Below are 24,870 nucleotides of genomic sequence, written 5' to 3' on the forward strand. Positions count from 1 at the left end.
TCCTCAGCCGTTAAAGGTCTGGTTGTATTTTTCGAGCCACTGGGCGCGGCGCGGGATGATGTATTTCCAGTCCGGCGTGAAGAGGTTGAGCGATTCCATCTTCGCTTCCGGGTAGGCGAGGAACTTCGCCGTATCTGCGCCGAACTCGATGCCCTTGACGGAGGGGGCGCTCAGCGTCGCTTCCGAAAGCATCTTCTGCACGCCCGGATCGAGAATGCGGTTGATATAGGCAAGCGCGAGATCGCGGTGCGGTCCGCCCTTTACCAGCGCGATGGAATTGATGCCGGTGAATGCGCCTTCCTTCGGGAAGGTCATATCCAGCGGCACGCCCTTCTTGGTGTGCGGATAAACCGCCTTGGAATACTCGATGCCGCCGAAATCCGCCTGGCCCTGCGCCACCATCATCGTCTGTGCTTCCGCGTCATAGATCGAGAGCACGTTCGGCTTCAGCTCGGCGAGTTTCGCCCAGCCGGCATCGGTATCATATTGCGCTTCCTTCAGCGGCTTGCCGGTCGCAAGAGCGGCCGCCACCATCAGCATCAGAACGCTCTGGGTGTTCTTCGGTGTGTTGAGAAGCATGCGGCGGGCATATTTCTTGTCGAACATCTGTTCGTAGCTTTCGAACGGCTTGCCCGTCGTCGGATTATAGAACAGGCCGGCAATCGAAATCGCAAAACCGACGCCGAAATTGTCTTCGAAAAGATAGCGCGAATAGACGTTCTTGAGGTTGGGGATTTCGTCTGCCGGCAATTGCTCGATCAGACCTTCCTCCTTGGCCTGCGGCACGCCGACATCGTCCATCGACATCACGCTATATTGCGGATTTTCGCGGGTGGCACGCAGCGTGGCGATGTTGGCGAGCGTCGCGCCTTCGGTCGTCAGCACCCGGCACTTATATTCCTTTTCGAAAGCCGGGATCACTTCCTTCTTGATCAGTCCGCCCTGCGCCGAATTATAGACGCCGACATACATGGTGCGGTCCTGTGCGGAAGCCGCGGTGTAGAAATAGGGTGTGGCGAGCGCGCCTGCGGTGACTGTCAGGAAACTGCGCCGTTTCATGATGATGGTCTTGTCTGTCATTTCCGGTACCCCTCTTGTTGTTGATTTACATAGCCATTGCCCGGCGCAGACCCACCAGCCTGTCGAGGACGAGCACGATGGTCACCGCCAGAAGGATGATGATGGTGGACATGGTCGCGACCGAAGGATCGAAGACCGTGCCGATCTGGCGATAGAGAACGATGGGCACGGGCAGGTTCGCGGAATCCGCCAGCCACATCGAAACGGGATAATTGTCGAAAGAAACCATGAAGCAGAATATCGAACCGGAGGCGACGCCGGGCGCGATCTGCGGAAAGATCACCCGGGTGAAGGTTTTCCACCGGGTGGCGCCAAGCGTGCGCGCCGCCTCCTCGAGGCTGACATTGACGAGCTGGAGGCTGGTCAGCACCGTGCGGATCACATAGGGCGACGTCACGACGGTGTGGGCGATCAGAAGCTTCAGCTTGGTATCCATCCAGCCATAGCCGGAGAAAAGCTGCAGCAATGCCAGGCCGGTCACCAGCACGGGAAAGATCAGCGGCGAAAGCAGCAGCCCCTTCATCAACGAGCGGCCGATGAATTTTCCACGGGAGAGTGAGAAGGCTGCCGGAACGCCGAGCGCCAGTGAAAGGATGGTGGTCGCCACCGCCAGCGCCGCACTGAAGGTGAGGCCAGCGGTAAATTCCTCATTCTGCATTACCGCCGCATACCAGCGGAAGGTGAAACCCTGCGGCGGGAAGGTGACGAAATAACTGTCGGAAAACGAGATGGCGACGACGAGGATGATAGGAGCCAGGATGAAGACCATCATGGCGGCGGTGATCGCGTAAAGGACGATGGCGGAAGTGCCGGTCAGCTTGTTGTTCATGACGCGCTTGCCTTGATACGACGCCCGCCGAGCAGCCGCATCGAGACGGCGTTGATCAGAATGACGATGAAAACGAGGATGGTGGCGATGGTGGCGCCGAACGGCCAGTCATAGACCGCGAGAACCTGCTGTTCGACCATGTTGCCGAGCATCTGCGAGCCGGGACCGCCGATCAGAGCGGGAATGACGTAGGATGCCGAGGCCAGAGAGAAGACCAGCGTGAAACCCGCGACCAGACCTGGAAGGCTGAGCGGGAAGGTGATCCGCAGGAACACTTTCCATGTCGGCGCGCCCAAAGTTCTGGCGGCCTGTTGCAGATTCGGATCGATCTTTCCGAGAGCCGAGGACAGCGGCAGCACCATCATCGGGAAGAAAATGTGCAGGGAGCCGATAATGACGGCGGCATCCGAAAACAGCAGCGTCATGGGACTGTCTATGATGCTCAGATTCATCAGCACGTAGTTCAAAAGGCCGGTCGGACCGTTGCCGAGAATGAGCTGCCAGCCGTAAGCACGTACCACCACGCTGACGGCAAGCGGCGCAATCACGATCAACGTGATGATACGGGTCGTGACGATATTGCCGCGCACGAGAACGGTCGCGACCGGATAGGCCAGTATCGCCGCAAGAGCCGAGGTGATCAGGCTGATGCGGATCGTCGCCCAGAGCACCTTCTGGTAAAGATCGACCTCGAAAAACCTGACATAATGGGCAAGCGTGAAGGGGGAGCCGATCAGCCCCTGCGAATTCTGGGTCATGACGCTGAAGCTCATCAGCCGAACCGCCGGCCAGAAGAAAAAGATCAGCAGAAAGATCAGCAGCGGCAGGATGAGGATGCCGGGCGAAAACAGCCGACGCTCGAGGGCCTTCCAGCCGGAAACTCCACGGCGTGGCGGGGCATGTGGTTCCATGATCGCAATATCCGACATCTATACTCCCGTCGCGTTGAATACGGCACGAGGCATCGCTTTGAGCCGAACGAGATCGTCCAGGCCCTATGACTAGAATTTGCTGGGTGTGCTCCCTGTCGAGGCATCCGGTCTTTTGCCGGCGCCTGTCGCATATTTCTGCATTTTCGCGCCGGTTACCTCTCTGGGTAACATTGCCCGACGCGTCGTTCCCTTGTTGTTGAGCCAAGCTTAGGGGCTAAGCCAACGGGCTGCATAATATTTTATTCCTCTGAGGTCATCGCATACGCATATGGACTGCCCACCCCATTTTGGCGGCGATGCATCAAAATCCCGTATGACCTCACATCGAAGTCGTATTGGGGAAACGGCGGAAAATTCCCGTAACCTCTTTGTCATGCACTGGTGTCGCGACGATGCCTGCCTTCACCGTTACAATCGGAAATAATCCATGCCCACTATCGCCCAACGCCTTAACAACGTCACCGTGTCAGCTTCGCTCGCCATGACCCAGAAAGCCCGCGATCTCGCCGCTCAGGGCATCAAGGTCATCAGCCTGTCATCCGGCGAACCGGATTTCCCGACGCCTGCCCACGCGGTCGAGGCGGCGCATGCGGCGGCCCTTGCCGGCGACACGAAATATCCGCCAGCCGATGGAACGCCGGCGCTGCGGGCCGCGATCCAGCGGAAGTTCAAGCGCGACAATAATCTCGATTACGATCCGAGCCAGATTCTGGTGGCGGGCGGCGGCAAGCAGATCATCTTCAACGCCATCATGGCCACCTGCGACCCGGGCGATGAGGTCGTCATTCCCGCGCCGTCGTGGATCAGCTATGCCGATATCGTGAAGTTCGCGGGCGCCGTGCCCGTGCCGGTGGTTTGCCCGGAAAATAACGGTTTCCGTCTGCGCGCCGAAGATCTCGAAGCCGCCATCACACCGAAAACCAAGTGGCTGCTTTTCAACTTCCCCAACAACCCCACGGGCGCCGCCTGCTCCCGTGCGGAAATGAAGGAAATCGCCGAGGTCATGCTGCGGCATCCGCATGTCTGGATCATGACCGACGATATGTATGAGCACCTGATCTATGACGACTTCGAATTCTGCACCATCGCCGAAGTCGAGCCGCGTCTCTATGATCGTGTCCTGACCGTCAACGGCGCATCGAAAGCCTATGCCATGACCGGCTGGCGTCTCGGCTTCTGCGGCGGCCCGAAGGATCTCATCAAGGCCATCAGCAACGTCAACACCCAGAACAGCGGCGGTGTCGCAACCATCGTGCAGGCTGCCGCCGTCGCGGTTCTCGACGGCCCGCAGGATCTGCTGAAAGAGCGCGCCGATATCTACAAGACGCGCCGCGACTTCGTGCTCGGCAAGCTTTCGGAAATCGAGGGGCTCCGCTGCCACAAGCCCGAAGGCGCCTTCTATATCTTCCCGAACATTGCCGCGCTGATCGGCAAGACGACGAAGGGCGGCACGAAGATCGAGAACGATACCGATTTCGTCATGGCGCTTCTCGCCGAACATCATGTTGCGACAGTGCAAGGCGCGGCCTATGGCCTCAGCCCTTTCTTCCGGCTTTCTTATGCCACCAGCATGGAAAACCTTGCCGAAGGCTGCGCCCGCATCGCCGAATTCTGCAATGGAATGAAATAGGGAGAACAGCATGTTGGGAGGAAGTGGCCGTGTCATCATGGTTTCCGGCGCATCGCGGGGTCTTGGACTTGCGATCGCCAAAAGGCTTCACGAAGCCGGTTTCACCGTCGCGGCGGGAGCGAGAAATCCGGCCGCCGTGGCGGTAAAGGACCGGCTTTCGGCCGATCGCTACGATGCGGAAGAGGCTGGCTCGGCAGAGGCCTGGGTTGAGGCCGTTGCCGCCAGATATGGCCGGATCGACGGGCTGGTGAATTGCGCCGGCATCAACCCCAAAGTCCGGGTCATGGATGCGGGTGAAGAAAGCCTCGACCAGATGTGGCGCATCAACGTCAAGGGTCCGCTGAGGGTAACCCGCGCCGCCATTCCTCATCTCGTAAAAACCGGACAGGGCAGGGTCATCAATGTCGCTTCGCTGGCGGGACGCCGCGTAGGGTCGAATGTGGGTTATGCCATGACGAAATTCGCCGTCGTCGCCCTCACCCACGGCATCCGGCAGGAATTGTGGGACAGCGGCGTGCGTGCCACCGCCCTTTGCCCCGGCTATATCGCAACCGATATGACCGTTGGCGAAACGGAAGTCAGCCGCGAGGATATGACCCAGCCGGACGATCTCGCCGAAATGGTCGAAACCCTGCTTCGCCTGCCGAACAACCTTTCGGTGGCCGAATTGCTGGTGAACTGCCGCAAGGAAGCAATGCTTTGATCTTTTCCACGCGCGGCACCGGGAAACGGCGCTGCGCGTGGCTTTAAAACCGGCCTGACCCTTTTATTTCAGGGTCTCCGCCAGTTGCAGCAATATTTCCTTCACTGCAAGTGCCGGCTCGGAGAGCGGCGTATTGTCCGATACGCAGAAGGACAAGGTTTCCTCAATCATCGGGCTGGCGATCTGCCTCACGACGATGTCCTCATTGGATTCCGCCACGATACGGTCGGCGATGGCCTTGGGCGTTATGGTCGCGCCAAGCCCGGCATCCACGCCGCGCGCGATGGTCCTTACCGATTCCAGCTCCGCCATCACGATCAGATCCTTGCGGCTGCGGGTAAAGGCGAGATTGATGGCGCGGCGCACGAAATTATAGGTCGGCGGCAGAAGGAAGGGTAAAAACGCCAGATCGGCGACCGTGATCGGCGCATCGCCCGGTTCCACGCCGAAGCTGCGATGCACGACCAGCACGAATTCCTCACGCAACAGCGGCGTGAACTTGACACCCCGGATCGGCCCGACGCCATGGATCAAACCCATTTCCAGACGGCCGTTCATGATCATCTGGCTATAGGGCTGGCTGACGCTTTCCGTGATGTGCAGCAGAATGCCGGGATGAAGCCGCTTGGTTTCCTCCATCAGACGCAGCGAAAGCGTGGCGGCGCTGCTGAAGGGTGCAAGGCCCACGGATACCTTGCCGGAAAGCACAGCGCCCGCTTCCAGAGCCTCCGCCTGCGCCTGCTCCATCTGCCGCAAAATGACCTGCGCATGCCTGTAGACGACCTTGCCGGCATCGGTCATGACCACGCCCTGCTGGCTTCGGGTCAGCAGTTTCTGGCGGAAATGCTCCTCGATGCTTGCCAGTTGCTGGCTGAGCGCCGGCTGGGCAATATGCAGCACATCGGCCGCTCTTGTTATGCTACCCATGTCGACAATCGTGATAAACGATTTCAGGCGCCTGATATCCATCTGCTGTTGATCATCCCATTACTTGCTTGCAGGAAATAAGATGCTCAATTTGCAGACAAAGTCCATCTTCCATTTCCCCGCCGTGCCCATCGGCGCTGATGGACACGGCTGCTCAGGGCGCCCAGTCAGGCCGCCTTCAGAGACCCCCGATGCACACCTGTTCCCTGACCGAGTTCGAACTGGCCGAGCAGCCGGTTCAGCGCATCGACCTCCGTTGCCAGCGTGTGGCTTGCGGCGGTCATCTCCTCGACCATCGCGGCATTTTTCTGCGTGTCCTGATCCATCTGGTTGACGGCGACGTTGATCTGCTGGAGGCCGGATGACTGTTCCTGCGCGGATTCCACGATCGCGGCGACGTGCTGGTTGATCTCCTGCACTTCGGCAACGATGACATCGAGCGCCTTGCCGGTATCGCCGACAAGATGCACGCCCTCTTCGACCTGCTGGTTCGACTTGGTGATCAGCGACTTGATTTCCTTCGCCGCAGCGGCGGAGCGTTGGGCAAGCTCCCGCACTTCCTGCGCCACCACGGCAAAACCCTTGCCCGCCTCACCGGCACGCGCCGCTTCCACCCCGGCATTCAGCGCCAGCAAATTCGTCTGGAAGGCGATCTCATCGATCACGCCGATGATACTGGAAATTTCGTTCGACGATTTCTCGATCCGCTCCATCGCCATCACGGCCTGACGCACGACTTCACCCGACCGTTCCGCGCCGATGCGCGTGCGGGAAACCAGCCGGCCCGCCTCATGCGCACGGTTCGCGGCGTCTTTTACCGTTGTCGTGATCTCTTCAAGGGCCGCAGCGGTTTCTTCAACGGCCGCCGCCTGCTGCTCCGTTCGCCGCGCCAGATCATCGGACGCCGCCTTGATTTCATTGGCGCCGGCGTCGATGCCGGAGGCGTTTTCCGATACCCGCAGAAGCGCGTCCTGCAATTTCCCGGCCGAGCCGTTGAAATCGCCACGCACCGCGTCGAGCTGCTCGACAAAGGGATTGTCGATACGGCAGGACAGGTCGCCGTCAGCGAGCTTCGCCAGCGCATAAGCCAGGCTGTCGACGGCAAAACGGATGCTGCCCGCCTCATCGACGGCCCTGCGTTCCCGGGCCGCACGCTCTTCTTCGCCAAGCGTGCGGTTGCTCTCGGCCTCCTGTTCCAGTGAGGCCTTCTGCCGATTGTTTTCGCGCAGAACATCGAGAGAGCGGGCAAGATCGCCGATTTCGTCCCTTGTCCCGATATCCTTCAATGTCAGATGAAGATTTCCCTGTGCAATCTGGGCGGTCTCATCGATGATGTTTGCGATGCGCCCGATGAACCGCCGCGCGATGAACCATCCCGCCAGTGCCAGCAGCACGGTGGCCGTCACGATCGTCAAAGCGGCGTCACGCATCATGGCATGCAGCTGCGCAAACACCGTTTCTTCCGGTACCGAGATGATTGCGTACCATTTCATGTCCTGAGTAAGCATGACGGGCAAGGCGATGGCGAAGGACGCCGTTCCATCCTGTGCGGTGATCTCGCGCTCCGCACCGGGATTTGCAATCAGCTGGTCCCAGCCAGCGGTCTTCGCGCCGCCATCCGCGAGGCTTTTTCCCATGATCGCCGCATCCGGATGACTGATGATCTTGCCGCTGCCGCTGACGAGACTGACGAAACCCGTTCCCATGGGCCGCACCGCCGAGAGCGCCTTGCTTGTTTCATCGAGCGACAGGTCGAGGCCGGCGACCCCCTGAGGTCTGCCATCGACCATAACCGGCTTGGCAATCGAGGTAATCAGGACTTCCTTGCCGTCGATTGCATAGGAATAGGGCTCGACGACGACCGTTTTCTTCAGGGTGAAGGGCAATTGATAATAGTCGCCCGGACCTGCGGTGGCATAGTCCGTCAAAGCGGTATTGCTTATTTTGCCCCCGCTGCGCACCCAATAGGGTATGTACCGGCCGGTCGCGTCATGCCCTTCCCTGTTGGCAAAATCCGCATCCTTGCCGTCAAACGCGTTTGGCTCCCATCCGGTCCAGAGGCCAAGGATGTCGGGGTTATTGGCCAGCATGTGGTGAATGATCTGATCGGCCTTACCCCGGTCGGCATCGCCTGACTGTTTCATCGATTCCAGAACCGAGGCGAGGCTGTTGACGATATGGATCGTGCCGCCGATATTCTTTTCGGTCGCCAGGGCTTCGCTATGGGCGATCTGCCGCATACGCTCGAGATTGTTGGCCCTGGTATCCTCAATGGACCGATAAAACAGCATGGCCGAGGCCGCGATCGTCGCAAAGACGCCGCATGCGGCAACCGCAAAAATATTCCGACCCGTTGTCGATTTAAAAAGCATGTCCCATCCCCCAAAACTATGCTGCGACGGTGGCGAGAGTTACGGGTGCGTGCGCAACTGTTGGCGACCGGGCTGGAGGATGAGCTTAAGAAGTTATGTTTAAAATTTACTTTCAATTCTTTTTTCAAGCGCCATATCAAAACATCAATACTTTATAAAGTTGCAATATTGAAGTATATACAAACTATTGCGCGATATCCTCACCCCCTGCACAGATACTTTCTGTCTGCGCAGGGGCTCTGATTGATGCGGGCGCGCGATTGCGCCCTGCAGAAACCGGAGACTATTGCGGTAGCCGCAAAGCGCTCCAGAAGCCACGCAACTGTGCGGTCAATTCTGCATAGAGACCATAGCGCCGCCCATAATGCGAGACTTGCGCAGCATCCGGCCGGTAAGCATTTGCAACCCGTGTCATCGCCGCAACCGCCTCCTCATAATCAGGATAAAGCCCAATCGCCACGGCCGCGCCAATGGCCGCGCCAAGCGCGCCCGTCTCGCGGGCTTCCGCGACACGCAGGGGAATTTCCAGAACATCCGCCATGATCTGCGGCCAATGCTGGCTACGGGAACCGCCGCCGGACATCACGGCGCTTTCCACCGGCAGTCCCGCTTCACGCAGGACGCCGATATGGCGGCGATGCTCGAAACACACCCCTTCGAACAGGGCCCGCAACATGTGACCTTCGCCGTGCCATCCCGCGAGGCCGTAAAAGCCGCCACGGAATTCCGCACCCAGCCGCGAGCCGAAAATGAACGGATGGAAGAACGGATCGTCGGCGCGCGGTGTGACCGAGCCGACCAATTCGTTGCAGCGCTCGAAGGCATGGTCGCCATGGTCGCCGCGAACACGGTGCACGTACCATTCGAGGTTGGCGGCGGAGGTGGCGCTGGATTCGATATTGACATAGCGGTCACGGCCGAAGGTGGTGACCATGAAGACATCGGGACTGATGACCGGCTTGTCCGCGAAAACCTGGTTGATGCTCCAGGTGCCGGCGATGATGGAAGCTTCCCCGGCATTGATGACCCCCGACCCCATGGCGCTGGAGACCACATCGAAGAAACCGCCGATCACGGGTGTGCCTTCGGACAGCCCCGTCATAGCCGCAGCCTCAGCGGTCACATGGCCGACGATGTCAGCCGATTCCACGCAACGGGGGAAGAACGCGAACGCGTCCTCAAGATCGTAAAGTGACAGAAGCTCGCGGTCGAGCCGCGCTTCCGGCAAGGCAAGCAACCCCGCGCCGCTGAGATCGGAAATATCATTGGCAAGGCACCCCGTCAGGCGGAAATTGACGAAATCCTTGCAGAATAGAACCGTACCGGTCCGGGCATAGAGATCGGGTGCATGTCGCTTCACCCAAGCCAGAAGGCTGGGTGTTTGCGCAGGCCATGGCCGCTGCAGGCAACGGGCCTGCAATTGCGCTCCGCTTTTCCGGTCAAGCTCGGCCGCCACATCGGCAGCACGGCTGTCGAGCGACTGGATGCCAATCAGGGGCTGTCGGTCCTTGTCCAGAAGGTAAAGACCATTGCCGTGGCCGGCGCAGCCCACGGCCAGGATGCTGCGGGGATCGACGGACGATTTCACCAGAAGCTGGCGGACCGCCTCGCAGCCGTTCCGCCACAATTCCTCTAGATCGCGCTCGACATAGCCGGGCTGGGGGAATGTCGACTGTCCGTCGATGGCGTGTTGCGCAACCTGCCGGCCTTCCGTGTCGAACAGCACGGCCTTGATGACCGTGTTGCCGACATCGAGACCCAATATGTAATTTTTGTCAGCCACGATTATAGATATCCCATGCTTCATCGCCACCCGCACCCTGATGGATGATGGCCATCAACGCCGCAACGACGGCCTTGGGATTGTCGTGCTGGTAAATATTGCGCCCGTAAACCATCCCGTTCGCACCTTCGGCCACCAGAGCCGCCGATTTCGTAAGCACGTTACGCAAGTCCTCACGCCCCCCGCCCCGCACCAGCACCGGGCACCGCGCGGCTTCGATCACCTTGTGAAAATCGCGCGGATCGCTGGTCGGATCGGCCTTGATGATATCGGCTCCCATTTCCGAGGCAAGGCGCACCAGCGTGACGATCTTTTCGGCGTCGCCATCCACCTGATAACCACCGCGCACATCATTCGGCAGCATCACCAGCGGCTCGATCATCAGCGGCATGCCGAAACGATGGCAATCTGCCCGCACGCGGCTGATGTTTTCGACGCATTGACGAAACAGCTCCGGCTCATCCGGCAGCATGAACAGGTTCACGACGACGCAGGCGGCGTCCATTTCCAGCGCACCGATGATCGGATCGTGATGGTTCTGGAGCTGCGACCACATGGTTCTGTGGCGTGTGGAATTGTAAGGGTTGCCCATGTCGATACGCATGACGAGGGCCGGCTTGTCGCGCTCCGGCCTCTGCTGCAGCAGATCCGCCTGCCCATAGGCCATCTGTATGGCATCGGGACCGGCCTCGACCAGCCTGTCCACGGTCTGCGCCATATCCTCCAGCCCGATGAGGAAGCTTGGCTCGTTGCAAACCCCGTGATCGATGGCCACATCCAGGCAGCCGCCATTGCGGAACAGCCGGTTCATGCGCGCCTTTTTCGAAATCCGCATCATCATGCATTCTCCTTGCATCTGTGTTGAAGCATTGCCGGCGTGACCCCATAAAAAGTCTCCAGCTCATGGATAAGCCGCTGTCGTTCCGCCGCCGCCTGGGTGGCCGGCCAGCCAAGCTCGCGGGCCGCAACGGCGAGGATCGCGTCGATCAGATCGGCATCGATGACGCCGGTGATGGCGAGCGTCGTGCGCCGCAGGGCGAGATCGGTCAGGTGTCGCACGTGTTCGAAGCGGATCAGCCAGACCACCTCCGCGGCCGTGATCGGCGATTTTTCTGAAAGCCGCACATCATCCGCACGATCCCGGCAAAAGCCCATCAGATCGAAGGCGCGGGAGCCGTAAGCCAGAGCCAGATGCTCCGCCCGGTCTCCGGCAATCGAAAATTCCTCCAACAGCAAGGCGGGCAGGCTGCTGGCACCGGTGGGAAAATTCCTGCCGCCGCCGATCGGGCGCTCCATGGTGCCGGTCAGCCGCCGGCGTCCAAGAAAGGCCAGAACCTCGTCAGTCACCTGCTCGCCAAAAGCCCTGAAAGTGGTCCACTTGCCGCCGATCATGCAGAGCTGCGGCGGATCGCCCGCAACGCGATGGATGAAATGGCTGCGGGAAATTCTTCCGGTAAAGGCGGCATCGCTGCGCGGCAGCGGACGTATGCCGCTGAAACTGAAGACGATGTCGGAATGAGTAATGGCAATCTGCGGAAAGACCTGCCGGATGGCGTCCAGAATATAATCCCGTTCCTCGGGCTCGCAGCGCACCCGCTCGGGGCGATCCACCTTGATATCGGTCGAACCTGCGAGAACCCGGCCGAGATAGGGAAAAAGGATACAGACGCGATTATCGTCGTTCTCGAAGAAGATCATATGGCCGTTCAGGGCCTTCAAAAGCGCCTCGTTGGCAATGATCAGATGCGATCCCTTGGTTCCGGAGACGGTCGGTTTTGCTGTCTCCGCCGGGGGTGCAGCCAGCGCGCCAATCGTCTCGTCGATCCATGCGCCGGTCGCATTGACGACGATCCTTGGGCGGATGGGCAAGGCTTCATCCATGCCCTCCAGCCGAAGACGATACTCGTCGCCAATACGGACAAGCTCCGCATAGTTGAGCGCAATGCTTTGCGGCGCATCGGCACGGGTGTCGATCAAAAGCTCCAGTGCAAGCCGTTCGGGCTGGCTTATCCACGCATCGTAATAGGTGGCCGAATATCTGATCTCCGGCGTCAAATCCGGCCAATGCTGCAAAGTCCCGGAAGCGCCGCGAAACGCATGACGGGGCAGGATACGGTTTTTGCGGGTGACGAAATCATAGAGCAACAGACCCGCCTTGATGGCGAGAGCGCCCCGGCTTGCGGGTTTTCCGCCGGAGCCGGCAAAGGTTGCTGCCGCATTGAACAGGCCGCTGAAAGTCGAAAAGATCGGGATCGTGGTCGGCAGCGGATGAACCATATGCGGCGCGAGCCTGAGAAGCGCATCCCGCTCGCGCAACGATTCTGCCACGAGGCCGAATTCACCGTTTTCGAGATAACGCAGGCCACCATGGATCATGCGTGAGGGCGCGGCGCTGCAACCGGAGGAGAAATCGTTGCGCTCCACCAGCAGCACCCGCAGCCCCTGCAAGGCGAGATCGCGATAGGCGGCAATTCCGTTGATGCCGCCGCCGATAACGACGGCATCGAAATCACCATCGTGCCGGATGCGGCGCAGAGCGTCCTCGCGAAAACTGGGCATAGAAATACCGTTCGCTGGCGGATGACCAGCGTCCCAATGTTGTTGACCGTTTAAAGCGACGTGAGAGACGGGACGAAAATGATGCGCTGTTCGCCTGAAGTCCCGTCTCAGCCTACATAATCAGGTATCGAGCCCCACAAGATGCTCCGCGACACCGGCACTGATGAGCGCCAGCTCACTCTCCGTGAGGCGAAGACGTGCGGCCGCGGCGTTTTCGACCGCCTGAGCCGGATCGCGCGCGCCGCACAGCGAGAATGTTATGCCCGGCTGGGCAATCGTCCAGGCGATTACCACCTGTGCGACCGAAGCTCCATGGGCGGCCGCCACCGGTTCCAGCACGCCCGTTAACCGCGCGATTTTCTGACGGTTCGCCTGGCTGAAGCGCGGGTTGCCGTGGCGCTGATCGTCTTCCGCAAAGACCCGTTCAGGCCCGACCTTGCCCGAGAGAAGACCGAGCGCCAGCGACGAATAGCTGAGGACCGAGACATCATTCTTTCGGCAAAGCGGCAGCAGCGTCGTCTCGATATCGCGCTTCACCATGGAATATTCTTCCTGAATGGCATCCAGCGCGCCGGTGGCGATATAGGCTTCGAGATCGCCGGGCGAGACGTTGCTTGCCCCGATGGAGCGGATCTTCCCCTCCTCCTTCAGCCGCACCAGAGCCCCGACCGTTTCGGCAATCGGCGTCGTGGCGTCCTGCCAATGGGTCACGTAATGATCGATATAGTCGGTTCCGAGCCGTTTCAGGCTCTCTTCGACCTCGTGCCGGATGGAAGCGGCACCGAGATAACGGTAAACGGGCTTGCCATCCTGATGGAAGAAATAGGCACCCTCATTCACATGCCAGACGAGCCCGCATTTGGTAACCAGCACCACCTTCTCGCGCCTGCCGGCAATTGCCTTGCCAACGATGGTTTCCGCAAGCCCCATGCCATAGGCCGGTGCGGTGTCGATCAGGGAAATACCCGCATCGATGGAGGCCTGGATGGCGGCGATGGATTGCCGCTCGTCGGTGCCGCCCCACATCCAGCCGCCGATGGCCCAGGTGCCAAGCCCCACGGCGGATGCGCCGATGCCGCTTCTGCCGATCGTCCGGGTCAATATTGCATTGTCCGTCACGCGGTTTCCCCTCCTTCATGATCCAGTAAATAGCCGGCTATCGCCTCGTCCACGACGAGCGAGGTCAGATAGCGGCCGGCAAGCGTGGCCGCCACCGGTCCGGCCTTGATGGCGCCTGCCGCCACACCGATGATATTCGGGCACCGGGCAAGCTGCCCGGGGTCCAGCGCTACCACGCGCGAGTTGAGATCGATGCGCGCCAGCTGTCCGTCCGCCATGGTGAGATGGGCGAGAAACTCGCCGGCAATGCCCGCATCCACCAGCGCCTGCCCGCCACGGGCCGCATCCGGCAGAAGATCGTAATAGCCGGAGCCGGGAGCCTCCACGGAGCCGATGCCGACCAGCGCCACCTGCGCCTGCCGGGCCAGATCGAAGACCTCGCGGATCGATGCGACATTCATCAGCAGATCGCGCTGTTCCTCATCCTCGGCAAACAGCGGCGCATGAACGAGCGATGCGCTGCCGCCAAGTTTCTCCGCCAGTTGCGTGGCGAGATGATTGACATCCGTATAGTGCTTGCCCTGCACGCCGCCGGTCAGCGGCACCACCCGCACATCGAAACGACGCTCCGCCTCCAGATTGTCGACAACGGCACTCACCGCCTTGCCGCCGGTAATCGCGATCACATCGCCGTCACGAATGGTTTCCAGCAAGTGGTTGGCGGCCACCCGACCCACCATCTGCAAGGCGGTTTCCGGATTATCGGAGACCGTCGGCGTCACCACCGACTGCCTGAGGCCGAAACGGCGGGTGATCTCGTTTTCGAGGTCCACCAGCCTCTGATAGGGACTGGCGATGGTGATCTTCACCATGCCTGCCTTACGGCCGGCCGCAATCATGCGGTTCACCTTGGTATGGGAAAGATTGAGCCGCTCGGCGATTTCCGACTGCTTCACACCCTCGATGAAATGCAGCACTAGGACGGAATACATCTGTCTCTGTTGATCGAAATCGTCCTTGATATCCAGCATGGTCGTCTTTCTCCAGTTACCCTCGGGCGAGCGAAGGGCGCTCAACGGCGGCGCCTGACCAGATAGTGGTCGAACAGGACCGCAGTCAGCAATATGCTGCCCCTGATGATGTCCTGCCAGTAGACAGACACATTGAGCAAGGCAAGCGAACTGGAAACCACCGAAAGAAGGATCGCCCCAAGGATCGCGCCGAGAATGGTGCCCGAGCCGCCCGAAAGGCTCGCGCCACCGATGACCGCCGCCGCAATCACGTTGAGTTCCATGCCGACGCCGAAGCTTGGCTGGGCGGAGCCGAAACGGGCCATATAGATAACGCCTGCAACACCGCACAACATCGAACAAAGCGTGGTGGTGGCAAACACCACCCGGCCGACGCGGATACCGGAATAGGCCGCGGCCTTCGGATTGCTGCCGGTATAGAACACCTTGCGGAAGGCGGTCGTGCGCCGCAGCAGCAGATCGAAAGCAACAACCACCACCGCGAAGATGATCAGCACCAGCGGAATGCCGCCAAGCGCACCCTGACCGATGAACTTGAATTCCGGCGGCAGGGAATAGAGCCCAAGCGGCCGCCCGCCCGTCGCCAGCAGGCACACACCGCGCGCAATCACCATGACGCCCAGCGACACGATGAAATGATGCAGGCCGATCACCGTCGTCAGGAATCCCATGGCCATGCCGATCAAGGTCGTAAGGCAGATCGCTAGCGCCGCCGCCACCCATGGGTCGACGCCATTGAGAAACAGCCAGCCAGCCGCCACCATCGCAAGTGCGGTGACGGAGCCGACCGAAAGGTCGATACCGCCAGAGATCAGCAGGATCGTCATGCCCACCACGACGATGCTTTCGATGGCGAAGACCATGGCCATGGCCCGCAGATTGTCCACGGTCAGGAAATACGGAGATATGAAGGACATCACCGCAAAAAGCGCGAGGATGATGACGATCAGCCCGGTTTCCCGCGCCTTGAGCGCCGGCTCCCACCAGGCGGTGCGGCGAACCGCCGTCTCAGCTATGCCCGAAGGTGTTTCCGATGTTGCCATTTTCCCGCTCCCTCAGGCCCTTTCCGGGCTATGCACAATATTGATCGATGCGAGCTGCATGATCTTTTCCTCCGTCATGTCGTCGCCCTCGACCTCACCCGTGATGCGCCCCTCGCGCACGACCAGCACGCGGTCGCTGACGCCGATAAGTTCCGGCAGTTCCGAAGAGATGACGACCACACCGACCCCCTCGCGCGCCAGTTCCCTGATCTGGCGATGGATTTCCGCCTTCGCCCCCACATCCACCCCGCGTGTCGGCTCATCCAGAAAGATGACCTCCGGCTCCACCGAGAGCATCTTCGCCAGCGCCACCTTCTGCTGGTTGCCGCCGCTCAGGGTCGATACCGCATCGCCGATGCTGTTCGCCCGCAATTTCAGCCGGCGTCCCAGTTCATCGGCGCGCTTCATTTCCTTGCGCCGTTCGATGAAGCCCATGCCGTTCGATACCCTGCCGATATCGAGCGCGGAGACATTCGAGGCGATGGACATATTGAGGAAAAGCCCGTCCCCTTTGCGATCCTCGGACAGATAGACCAGCCCCTCGCGGATGCTGTCGCGATAATCCTTGAGCCTCAGCGGCCGGCCGCGCAGCGTAACCTCGCCTCTCGGCTTCCCCTCCAGCCGGCAAACGGCCCGGGCGATCTCGCTTCTTCCCGCACCGATCAGCCCGGCAAGCCCCAGGATTTCGCCGCGGCGCAGATCGAAATCGACATCGAAAACCCGCTTTCCTTCATTCAGGCCCCGAACCGAGAGAATGACGTCATCCGATTTTTCATCCTCCGAAAGTTTTGGCGGGTAGAGCTTGTCGAGCACCCGTCCCACCATGCTGTTGACGACCTCCTCCGGGGAAATATCGGCAATATTCTCCGTCCTGATATGGCAACCGTCGCGCATGACGGTGATGCGGTCGCAATGTTCGAAAATCTCGGCCATACGATGCGAGATATAGATGATGGCAATGCCCCGTTCCGCCAGCCGGTGCATGATCCTGAAAAGGGTCTGGGCTTCGGTCTCGGTCAAAGCCGCCGTCGGCTCGTCGAGGATCAGGATACGGCAATCGAGTGTCAGCGCCTTGGCGATTTCGACGATTTGCTGTTGCGAAATCGACAGGTCGCCGGCCCGGCGGGTGGGATCGATATCACCGATTTCCCGCAGCACAATTGCCGCCCGCTTTTCGAGATCGCGATAGTTCATGAACCAGGAGCGGCTCTGACCCGTCTGCGACATAAACATGTTCTCGGCGACCGAAATCTCCGGGCAGAGCGCGATCTCCTGATGCACGAAACCGATGCCGAGCCGGTTCGCCGCATTGGGCGAGGAAATCTTGACCGGTTTGCCATCCAGCACGATTTCCCCGCCATCCGGCTGCAGAATGCCGTCGATGATATGCATCAGCGTCGACTTGCCGGCGCCGTTTTCACCCGCCAGCGCATGGATTTCGCCGCGCCGCAGCTCAAGCGCCGCATTGCGCAGCGCCCGCACGGGGCCGAACGCCTTGTGAATATTCGTCATGCTGAGGATGACCTCACCCATAACGCCCTCCCGAACCTGCTTCCCTTTGTGGCCGGCGAGGCGCAAACCTCGCCGGGTCCAGAGCGACGCGTCAGCGCCCCTTCATATAGTCGTTGAGATCGAAGGAAGCGGCGTTCGCTTTGGTGATGACAGCGAAACCATTGTCCATCGAAGGAACCTGCATCGGGTTGAAGCCGGAAACCTTGTAGTCGTTGAACGGATCGATCAGATCCGAATGGGCTCCCAGAAACGTGTTCATGAAACCCATGAAGCCCTGCACGCCCTGATTGGGATTGATGGACATGTAGATATTGCCCTGCTTGATATGTTCCAGCGTGGCCGGGGTGATATCCGCATGCAGGATCAGGACCTTCTTCTTCGCCTCAAGAACGGCGGCCGTCGCGCCTTCGGCCGAACCGGCTTCGGGAATCCACAGGGCACCCAGATTGGGATTGGCCTGCAACAATGCACCGACGGCCTGGTAGGCAAGGTTCGAATCCTGATTGGTCGCCTGGCGGCCGACCAGCTTCATCTGCGGATAGGTGCGCCCCATATAGTCGATGAGGGCCGTGACGCGCAGATCGTGATTGCTCTGCCCCGGATTTTCCAGAACGGCATATTCACCTTTTTCGCCGAGTTTCTTGACGATTTCATCGGCCGCGAATTTCGCCTCGGCGACATTGTCTGAGGTGATATAGGCGGTGCGCTTCGACTTCGGCGAATCCGCCGCAAAAGTCGTCACCGAAACGCCGGAGCCGATCGCCTTGTTGATCGGTTCGATAAAGGGATCGGCCTGCATCGGGTGCAGCAGGATGCCCTTCGGCTTCTTCACCAGTTCCTGCTCGAAAGATGCGATCTGCTTGGTGATGTCATATTCCGGGGTGCCGGTGAAAACGGCCTCGCAGCCGAGCGCCTTTGCGGCCTGCTTGAACCCCTCGAAGACCGGCACCCAATAAGGGTGGCTGGAAACCATGACGTTCATCACATAGGTCTCACCCGGCTCGCAGGCAAATTTGCCCGCAGCAGCGGTGGCCTGCGAACCGGCACCAGCGGCAATTGCCACGGCTAAAACACCCGCGGCAGCGGTCGATTTCAGAAAAGCCAACATATTCCCCTCCCAAGGACAATGACTTAGTCCGCAATAAATTTTATTCGATGTAATTTATTGCATGCGAATTGGGATAGCCGGAAACCGAGCGGCCGTCAATGCTGTTTGAATTTTATTTTATGATGCGAAATTTATTTCAATTCATGCGGTAGGATGGAGAATACGGCTTCTCGTAGGGGAACTTCGACGCAAACCGGCGCCGCAAGGCACGGAAGCGATGGCCGGCGCCTAATCGGCGCCGAGCAAATAGAGGATGAATTTATAGAGGACATAGGCGCCGACGACGGCGGGAAGAAAGTATATGAAGGGATGGATTATCGCCATATCGCACGCGCCCTTTCCAGATCGACTAAGTCGTTGCCAACTGAATGAAGCGAATGGCATCACCGACGGTGGAAAGACTGTCTGCGGCAGCATCGGGAATTTCGATGCCAAATTCCTCTTCGATCTCCATGACGATCTGAACGACCTCAAGCGAATCGGCATTCAGATCTTCGGAAAAATCAGCTGTATCGACTATTTTATCATCAGCTATTCCGAGCTGCTCGCCGATGATTTTTGTCACCCGGTTTCTTATCTCGGATACTGCGGTATCTGTCGGGACCGAAAAACTCACCATCTCGATTCCGACTTCCTGTTTTCCGTGCCGATGCCATCCGACATCCATCGATAGAAGGCGAAAATGCCTATCGCGAAGACAAAAAGGGATATGAGGCTACCCAGGTTCGACATTGCTCTCTCATTTCTCCCCCCGATAAAATCTAAGCTTCGGAATGAGTGACCTGCAACGAAGATTTTGTAATTTATTGTTGCCCGTAACCGACTTTTAGGCCGCTCTCTGTCTCGGAACTTTTCCGGCTTTCATGAATTGTATCCGGCTCGCAGGCGCACTCCGGTGACATAGACAAAGAAATGAATGCCGGTCCGGCACCACGTAGCGCAGACCGCTTTGGTCTGAACCAAATAGATCTACGATATCTGACCTAGCCCTGCCGAACGGGCAATGGACAGTAACCTCCAGATTGCACGCACCGAGCCCTAGGCCTTAAAACAGTTCTCCCGATGCCATTGCAAGAAATGTGGATGAGGCCTCTCGAATGGCCGAGCTGGCACGATTGCCCGGCCAGACTTGTTAATCAGATGAAAAATGCTTTCCGGATCATTGGCCTGGCGGGAAACGATAATTTCGAGGCTATCAGACAGGCCGATCAGCCCGCGGTCAAACATCCAGTGAGCCGTGCCTGAAAGGGCGATACCGTTGCTTATGATGTCGGGGCCATTTGCCTCGACAGGACGTATGTGCGCAGCGTCAACTTCTGCCCGCCCGCCGCCATTGATAAGCTTCAGGCCTGTAATTGCGCATCTCTTGTCATAAGCCTGCAAAACCAGCCGGCGAAACAGGCGGTTTCGAACAAGGCGCGAAGAGAGCATCGTGACACGCTCCCGCTCTTCCTCCAAGACGAAGGGCGTCTGAGGCTCGTCTTCGAACGCCAGTGGGCCTCCCGTTTCCTCCGGCTCACCAAGCCGCGGTAATTCCACTTCAAGCTCCGCCAATCCAATAGAGACGATGCGATTAAAATCTGCCGATGATATCGAGCGCACGGCCGCCTGCGCTCTGCCAGAAATCCGGCCCTCATCATTCAGCAACCCGCGCTCGACAATTCCATCCTGCCCACCGAACGCAACAGGATTGACAAAGTCGAGGTAGCTTCCTGGCTCGATCAAAGCCAGATACATCCCAGAAGCCTTGGGGTCGGCAATGACTTCGGCTACTTTGGCGACAGCAAAATAACCACGCGTCGCTACAACCTTGCGCGGCTCGTAATAAATGATCCAATCACCGACGCAGGCTTGCACACGTCCGAGATATTGGCTCGGAAACTGATATTGCTCCGCCGGACTGTCGTCGTAGATTGAATCTGACCGATGAATGAAAACCCCGAATCCCATGTGCGAATATTAGCATCAACGCGACGGGTAAGTGCAACCTGGTTTTGTATTATCAATCAAAATCAGCTGTGATCTCCAGATCGCATCACTCGTTTCTGAGCGTATCCGGGATAGAGTTTGGCAATAGATCGAGGCCCGACGGCGTTTGCCAAAAGCAGCGAAAATTTTCTTCACATCTCTCACGAGAGTCATTCAGCAAGCATCTTGCAATTTCGCGTGCCGCCTATAGCGGCACCATTCTCCGTGCCGGAACCAACACATCCTCGCGGCGTACCTCACTCTTGACATCCTCGCGCAAACCTTGTTTATACGCATAAGCAGCTAATACGAATTAGCAGTCGGCAGGAAACGAGGTTTCGATGGTTAGGCGCTTGACGCAACGGGACATTGCGATCTTCGCGGGGGTCAGCCAGGCGACGGTTTCGCTCGTGCTCAACGAGGCGAAATCCGCTGAGGGCCGCATCCCGCCTGAAACGCGGGAGCGTGTGCTGAAGGCCATTCGGGACACGGGTTATGTGGCGGACCCCATCGCGCGCAGCATGGTCAAGGGCGCCAACCGGATTCTGGGTGTTTTTACCTATCAGCCGGCTTTCCCGATTGCGCAGGCGGATTTCTACACGCCTTTTCTGATGGGGATAGAGGAGGAAGCGGAGAGGTTGGGCTACGACCTTCTGCTGATGACGGCTGCGGCGCGCGACGATAACGGCCGCAAGCGTATCTTCGGGGAAACGGGGCGACTTCGACTTGCTGACGGATGCCTCATTCTGGGCAGTCAGTTCGACCGCGATGAGCTGGCCCAGCTGGTTGCCGGTGACTATCCCTATGTCGCAGTCGGTCGTCGTGACGATGCCGGCGGGCCGGTGCGTTATGTTGGCGCGGATTACGTCACAGCCACGCATGCTCTTGTCCGAGAGGCGCTTGTCGCCGGGCATCGCCGCTTCGCCTTTATCGGTGCGACGGGTCCGGCGGAATCCATCAGCGACCGCTGGCGTGGTTTTCTCGCCGCAATCGAGGGCGCGGCGGAGTTGGTCTATTCCCACGAAAGCGAAAATGGCGATCCGGCCGAGCAGCTGGCTGCCGTTCGCGCCAGCGGAGCGAGCGTCGTTTTTTTTGCCGAGGTGGCCGAAGCAGTGGTCTTCGACAATCATGCCCGTGCCCAGGGGGTGAGCGTCCCCGGCGATCTTTCCATCGTGGTGCTGGGCAGCGGCACACGCACGTATACGCTCCGGTCGCAACGCGTCTTCACCTCCTATGCCATCCCCCGCGAAGAGATGGGCCGGCAGGCGACCTCCATGCTGGTCGAAACCCTTACCAGCCCCCCCGGCCCCGTACGGCAAATACTGCTGGGCTGCGACATCGTGGCGGGCGAAACGCTTGGCTCCCCAAATCAAGGCCCAACTTAAGGAAAGAGAACCTGACGTGAGAGAATACAATGCAGATATTCTTGTGGTTGGCGGCGGGCTTGGCGGCGTGGCCGCGGCGCTTGGGGCCCTGCGCAACGGCCGCAGCGTTATCCTGACAGAAGCGTTCGACTGGATTGGCGGCCAGCTGACCAGTCAGGCCGTACCGCCCGACGAGCACAGCTGGGTCGAGCAGTTCGGGATCACGGCCAGCTATCGCGCCCTGCGCACGGGCGTGCGGCAATATTACCGCGACCACTATCCGCTGACGGACACCGCCCGGGCGGATCTGACACTCAACCCCGGTGACGGCAACGTATCTCGCCTGTGCCACGAACCACGCGTTTCGCTGGCGGTGATGGAGGCAATGCTTGCCCCTTACGCGGCCGGCGGCAAGCTGACCATCCTCAAGCCCTATGAGCCGATCGCCGCAGACGTCGACGGCGACACCGTGCGGGCCGTGACGCTGCGCCATTGCAATACGGGCGATCTCATTTCCTGCTCGGCCCGCTACATTATCGACGCTACCGAACTGGGCGATCTGCTGCCGCTGACCGCAACCGACTATGTCACGGGTTTCGAAGCGCAATCCGAAACCGGCGAACCGAGCGCGCCGGCGGAGGCGCAACCCCACAATCAGCAGGCCGTCTCGATCTGCTTTGCCGTCGATCAGGTTGACGGCAATCATGTGATCGACAAACCCGCCCGGTACGACCACTGGCGTCAGGTTGCCCCCGAATTCTGGGGCGGCCCGCTGCTGAGCTGGGACTCGCCCAATCCACGGACGCTGGAGCGCAGCCGCCGGTTTTTCGATCCCAACCCGGTCGACAACGCAACACGCGACGTTGCCGACCAGCGTCACAGCGCCGGCGATATGAGCCTTTGGATATTCCGCCGTATTGCCGCCCGCCATACATTTCGGCCCGGCGCCTATGCCAGCGATATCTGCCTCGTGAACTGGCCGATGATCGATTATTTCGAGGCGCCGATCATCGACGTTACCCCCGAACAATATGCCGAGCGGCTGGCCGATGCGGCAAGCCTGTCCTATTCCATGTTCTACTGGATGCAGACCGAAGCGCCTCGCCCGGATGGCGGCCAGGGCTTTCCGGGTCTGCGCCTGCGCGGCGACATCACCGGCACGGAGCATGGCCTGGCGATGGCGCCCTATATCCGTGAAAGCCGTCGCATTCGTGCCCTGACCACGGTGGTGGAACAGGATTTGTCGCTTGCGGTGCGCGGCGATCGCGGCGCGGTGCATTATCCGGACAGCATCGGTATCGGCATGTACCGCATCGACCTGCACCCCTCGACGGGCGGCGATAACTATATCGATGTCGGCGCCTGCCCATTCGAAATTCCGTTGGGTGCCCTTATTCCCCGCCACAAAACGAACCTGCTGGCGGCATCCAAGAATATCGGCACGACGCATATCACCAATGGCTGCTACAGGCTGCATCCTGTCGAATGGAACATCGGCGAAGTGGCCGGCATGCTGGCCGCCTATTGTCTCGACAAGGGCGAGACCCCGCATGGCGTGCATGCCGATGAAAAGCGGCTGGCGGAGTTCCATACCCATATTGAACGCCAAGGGGTGGAGCGCCATTGGCCTGATATTCGCGGCTACTAGCTAATACGTATAATCTGGGAGGATTGTTCATGCGCAGGAGTATAGTGAAAATTGCAGTGGCCAGTTTTCTGGTCACATCCGGGCTGGTTTCTCCGGCTTTATCGCAGGAATTGCGGATGGCCATCTGGAGCGCCAACGAAGCTCATCTGGCCCTGTTCAACGAGATCGCCGATGAGTTCGAGGTGAGCCACCCCGGCGTCAAGATCACCTACGATTCGCTTGCCTACGAAGGCTATGCCACCACTCTGACCACCCAGATCGCCGGCGGCAATCCCCCCGATCTGGCCTGGCTGTTCGACACGACCGCGCCTGATTTCATGGCGGCCGGGGCGCTTTATCCCCTCACCGAAACCTTTGCCAATACCGAAGGTTACGACATGGGCGACTTCCCCCCAGCAACGCTCACCGCCTGGTCGTATGAAGGGGTGCAATATCTCTATCCGTTCTCGACATCGCCCTTCGGCGTCTTCGTCAACAACGACATGATCCGGGCGGCAGGCGCAAAGACGCCCGCCGAGATGATCGCTGCCGGCGAATGGAACTGGGACAATGCCATTGCGACGGCGGCAAAAGTCGCGACGACCGGCAAACAGGGATTGATCATTCGTGATTTTGAATACAAGGCCTGGGAAAACCTTGCCGAAGTCTATACCGGCTGGAATGCCTATCCCTGGTCGAAAGACACCAAGTCCTGCGCTTTTGCCAGCCCGGAGATGGTTGACGCCATGCGCTTCATCCACGATGCGATCTTCGTGAAGAAAGCCATGCCGGGACCTGGTGTTTCGGCCGATATCTTTGCCGGGGATGCGGCGATGACGACCACCCAGATCAGCCGCGCATCGCTGCTGCCAAAAGGCGACAAGGCCTTCGACTGGGATCTCGTGCCGTTGCCCACGGGGCCTGCCGGCGACTATGCCGTTACAGGTCGCGCAGGCATTGGCGTCATGGCCAGCGGCAAAAACCCCAAGCTCGCGGCGGAATTCCTGGCGTTTTTCTCCTCCAAGCCGAATGTAGCCAAGCTCGCGCGCTTTTTCCCGCCGGCACGGCAAAGTCTGCTCACCGCCGATGTCCTCGCGGCCGCCAACCCATTGCTGTCGCGCGAGCAGATAGAGGCCGTGGTCATTCGTGGCGTCGCCACCGGTCAATCGACGCAGCAGGTTCGCAATTTTGCCCGGCTGCAACAGACTGTTCGCGCTGGCCTCGACGGTCTCTGGCGACCCGATGCCGATGTCGCGGCTATCCTGCAAGCGCTTTGCAGCCGTCTTGACCCATTGCTGGCGGCCAATTGACGCTTCGCAGTCATTCGGTTTTCCGTGGATGCG

20 protein-coding genes are annotated in these 24,870 nt (G+C 59.6%); 5 read left to right on the forward strand and 15 right to left on the reverse strand.

Annotation, left to right across the window (positions count from 1 at the left end; all coding sequences use genetic code 11):
* Nucleotides 1-3: 3 nt before the first annotated feature.
* The 3 genes from I3J13_RS08860 to I3J13_RS08870 are packed head-to-tail and all read right to left on the reverse strand — an operon-like array spanning nt 4 to nt 2,820.
* On the reverse strand, nt 4-1,080 hold the full coding sequence (locus I3J13_RS08860) for an ABC transporter substrate-binding protein (RefSeq protein WP_059757965.1): 1,077 nt from the start codon (nt 1,078-1,080) through the stop codon (nt 4-6).
* A gap of 25 nt (nt 1,081-1,105) precedes the next feature.
* Nucleotides 1,106-1,909 carry an ABC transporter permease gene (locus I3J13_RS08865; protein WP_196378580.1) on the reverse strand — a complete coding sequence of 268 codons (804 nt, stop codon included), beginning with the start codon at nt 1,907-1,909 and terminating at the stop codon, nt 1,106-1,108.
* Nucleotides 1,906-2,820: an ABC transporter permease gene (locus I3J13_RS08870; protein WP_236000851.1), complete on the reverse strand. Its 915-nt coding sequence runs from the start codon at nt 2,818-2,820 to the stop codon at nt 1,906-1,908. The genes I3J13_RS08865 and I3J13_RS08870 overlap by 4 nt, the downstream gene beginning before the upstream one ends.
* A gap of 448 nt (nt 2,821-3,268) precedes the next feature.
* Between I3J13_RS08870 and I3J13_RS08875 the strand changes: the two genes are divergently transcribed.
* Together I3J13_RS08875 and I3J13_RS08880 are read left to right on the forward strand one after the other, a co-directional pair.
* Complete coding sequence (locus tag I3J13_RS08875; RefSeq protein WP_035225097.1) at nt 3,269-4,471, forward strand: pyridoxal phosphate-dependent aminotransferase; 1,203 nt, start codon at nt 3,269-3,271, stop codon at nt 4,469-4,471.
* Between the two features lie 10 nt (nt 4,472-4,481).
* Nucleotides 4,482-5,174 (forward strand): SDR family NAD(P)-dependent oxidoreductase, encoded by a 693-nt coding sequence (locus I3J13_RS08880; RefSeq protein WP_078052163.1) that lies wholly within the window; start codon nt 4,482-4,484, stop codon nt 5,172-5,174.
* A 63-nt stretch (nt 5,175-5,237) separates the two neighbouring features.
* On the opposite strand, the gene I3J13_RS08885 is transcribed toward I3J13_RS08880, so the two are convergent.
* From I3J13_RS08885 to I3J13_RS08940, 12 genes are all read right to left on the reverse strand, one after another.
* A complete protein-coding gene (locus tag I3J13_RS08885) occupies nt 5,238-6,143 on the reverse strand; it encodes a LysR substrate-binding domain-containing protein (protein ID WP_059757973.1) in 906 nt (301 codons plus the stop codon).
* A 125-nt stretch (nt 6,144-6,268) separates the two neighbouring features.
* Nucleotides 6,269-8,473 (reverse strand): methyl-accepting chemotaxis protein, encoded by a 2,205-nt coding sequence (locus I3J13_RS08890; protein WP_196378582.1) that lies wholly within the window; start codon nt 8,471-8,473, stop codon nt 6,269-6,271.
* A 283-nt stretch (nt 8,474-8,756) separates the two neighbouring features.
* Nucleotides 8,757-10,256 (reverse strand): FGGY family carbohydrate kinase, encoded by a 1,500-nt coding sequence (locus tag I3J13_RS08895; protein ID WP_196378583.1) that lies wholly within the window; start codon nt 10,254-10,256, stop codon nt 8,757-8,759.
* Nucleotides 10,249-11,091, reverse strand: a complete 843-nt coding sequence (locus I3J13_RS08900) for a class I fructose-bisphosphate aldolase (protein ID WP_196378629.1) — start codon at nt 11,089-11,091, stop codon at nt 10,249-10,251. The genes I3J13_RS08895 and I3J13_RS08900 overlap by 8 nt, the downstream gene beginning before the upstream one ends.
* A 2-nt stretch (nt 11,092-11,093) precedes the next feature.
* Entirely contained in the window at nt 11,094-12,815 is a 1,722-nt protein-coding gene (locus tag I3J13_RS08905; protein ID WP_196378584.1) for a glycerol-3-phosphate dehydrogenase/oxidase, read from the reverse strand.
* Between the two features lie 120 nt (nt 12,816-12,935).
* A complete protein-coding gene (locus I3J13_RS08910; protein ID WP_196378585.1) occupies nt 12,936-13,934 on the reverse strand; it encodes an aldo/keto reductase in 999 nt (332 codons plus the stop codon).
* The gene (locus I3J13_RS08915) at nt 13,931-14,905 is read right to left on the reverse strand and encodes a sugar-binding transcriptional regulator (protein ID WP_059757988.1); all 975 of its coding nucleotides are present in this window, start codon (nt 14,903-14,905) and stop codon (nt 13,931-13,933) included. Before I3J13_RS08915 ends, I3J13_RS08910 begins: the two co-directional genes overlap by 4 nt.
* A gap of 41 nt (nt 14,906-14,946) precedes the next feature.
* Nucleotides 14,947-15,948 carry an ABC transporter permease gene (locus I3J13_RS08920; protein WP_196378586.1) on the reverse strand — a complete coding sequence of 334 codons (1,002 nt, stop codon included), beginning with the start codon at nt 15,946-15,948 and terminating at the stop codon, nt 14,947-14,949.
* A gap of 12 nt (nt 15,949-15,960) precedes the next feature.
* A complete protein-coding gene (locus I3J13_RS08925) occupies nt 15,961-17,481 on the reverse strand; it encodes a sugar ABC transporter ATP-binding protein (protein WP_196378587.1) in 1,521 nt (506 codons plus the stop codon).
* 70 nt (nt 17,482-17,551) lie between these two features.
* The gene (locus I3J13_RS08930) at nt 17,552-18,568 is read right to left on the reverse strand and encodes a substrate-binding domain-containing protein (RefSeq protein WP_035264955.1); all 1,017 of its coding nucleotides are present in this window, start codon (nt 18,566-18,568) and stop codon (nt 17,552-17,554) included.
* A gap of 349 nt (nt 18,569-18,917) precedes the next feature.
* A complete protein-coding gene (locus I3J13_RS08935) occupies nt 18,918-19,187 on the reverse strand; it encodes an acyl carrier protein (RefSeq protein WP_035264957.1) in 270 nt (89 codons plus the stop codon).
* A gap of 419 nt (nt 19,188-19,606) precedes the next feature.
* Nucleotides 19,607-20,518, reverse strand: a complete 912-nt coding sequence (locus I3J13_RS08940; protein WP_196378588.1) for an HNH endonuclease — start codon at nt 20,516-20,518, stop codon at nt 19,607-19,609.
* 359 nt (nt 20,519-20,877) lie between these two features.
* Here I3J13_RS08940 and I3J13_RS08945 point away from each other — a divergent pair, with 359 nt between their 5' ends.
* The 3 genes from I3J13_RS08945 to I3J13_RS08955 are packed head-to-tail and all read left to right on the forward strand — an operon-like array spanning nt 20,878 to nt 24,837.
* On the forward strand, nt 20,878-21,921 hold the full coding sequence (locus I3J13_RS08945; protein ID WP_196378589.1) for a LacI family DNA-binding transcriptional regulator: 1,044 nt from the start codon (nt 20,878-20,880) through the stop codon (nt 21,919-21,921).
* 16 nt (nt 21,922-21,937) lie between these two features.
* On the forward strand, nt 21,938-23,548 hold the full coding sequence (locus tag I3J13_RS08950; protein WP_196378590.1) for an FAD-dependent oxidoreductase: 1,611 nt from the start codon (nt 21,938-21,940) through the stop codon (nt 23,546-23,548).
* A 29-nt stretch (nt 23,549-23,577) separates the two neighbouring features.
* On the forward strand, nt 23,578-24,837 hold the full coding sequence (locus I3J13_RS08955; RefSeq protein WP_196378591.1) for an ABC transporter substrate-binding protein: 1,260 nt from the start codon (nt 23,578-23,580) through the stop codon (nt 24,835-24,837).
* Nucleotides 24,838-24,870: the final 33 nt, after the last annotated feature.

Origin of the sequence: Agrobacterium leguminum (genome assembly GCF_015704895.1) — a bacterium.
Taxonomy (GTDB): domain Bacteria; phylum Pseudomonadota; class Alphaproteobacteria; order Rhizobiales; family Rhizobiaceae; genus Agrobacterium; species Agrobacterium leguminum.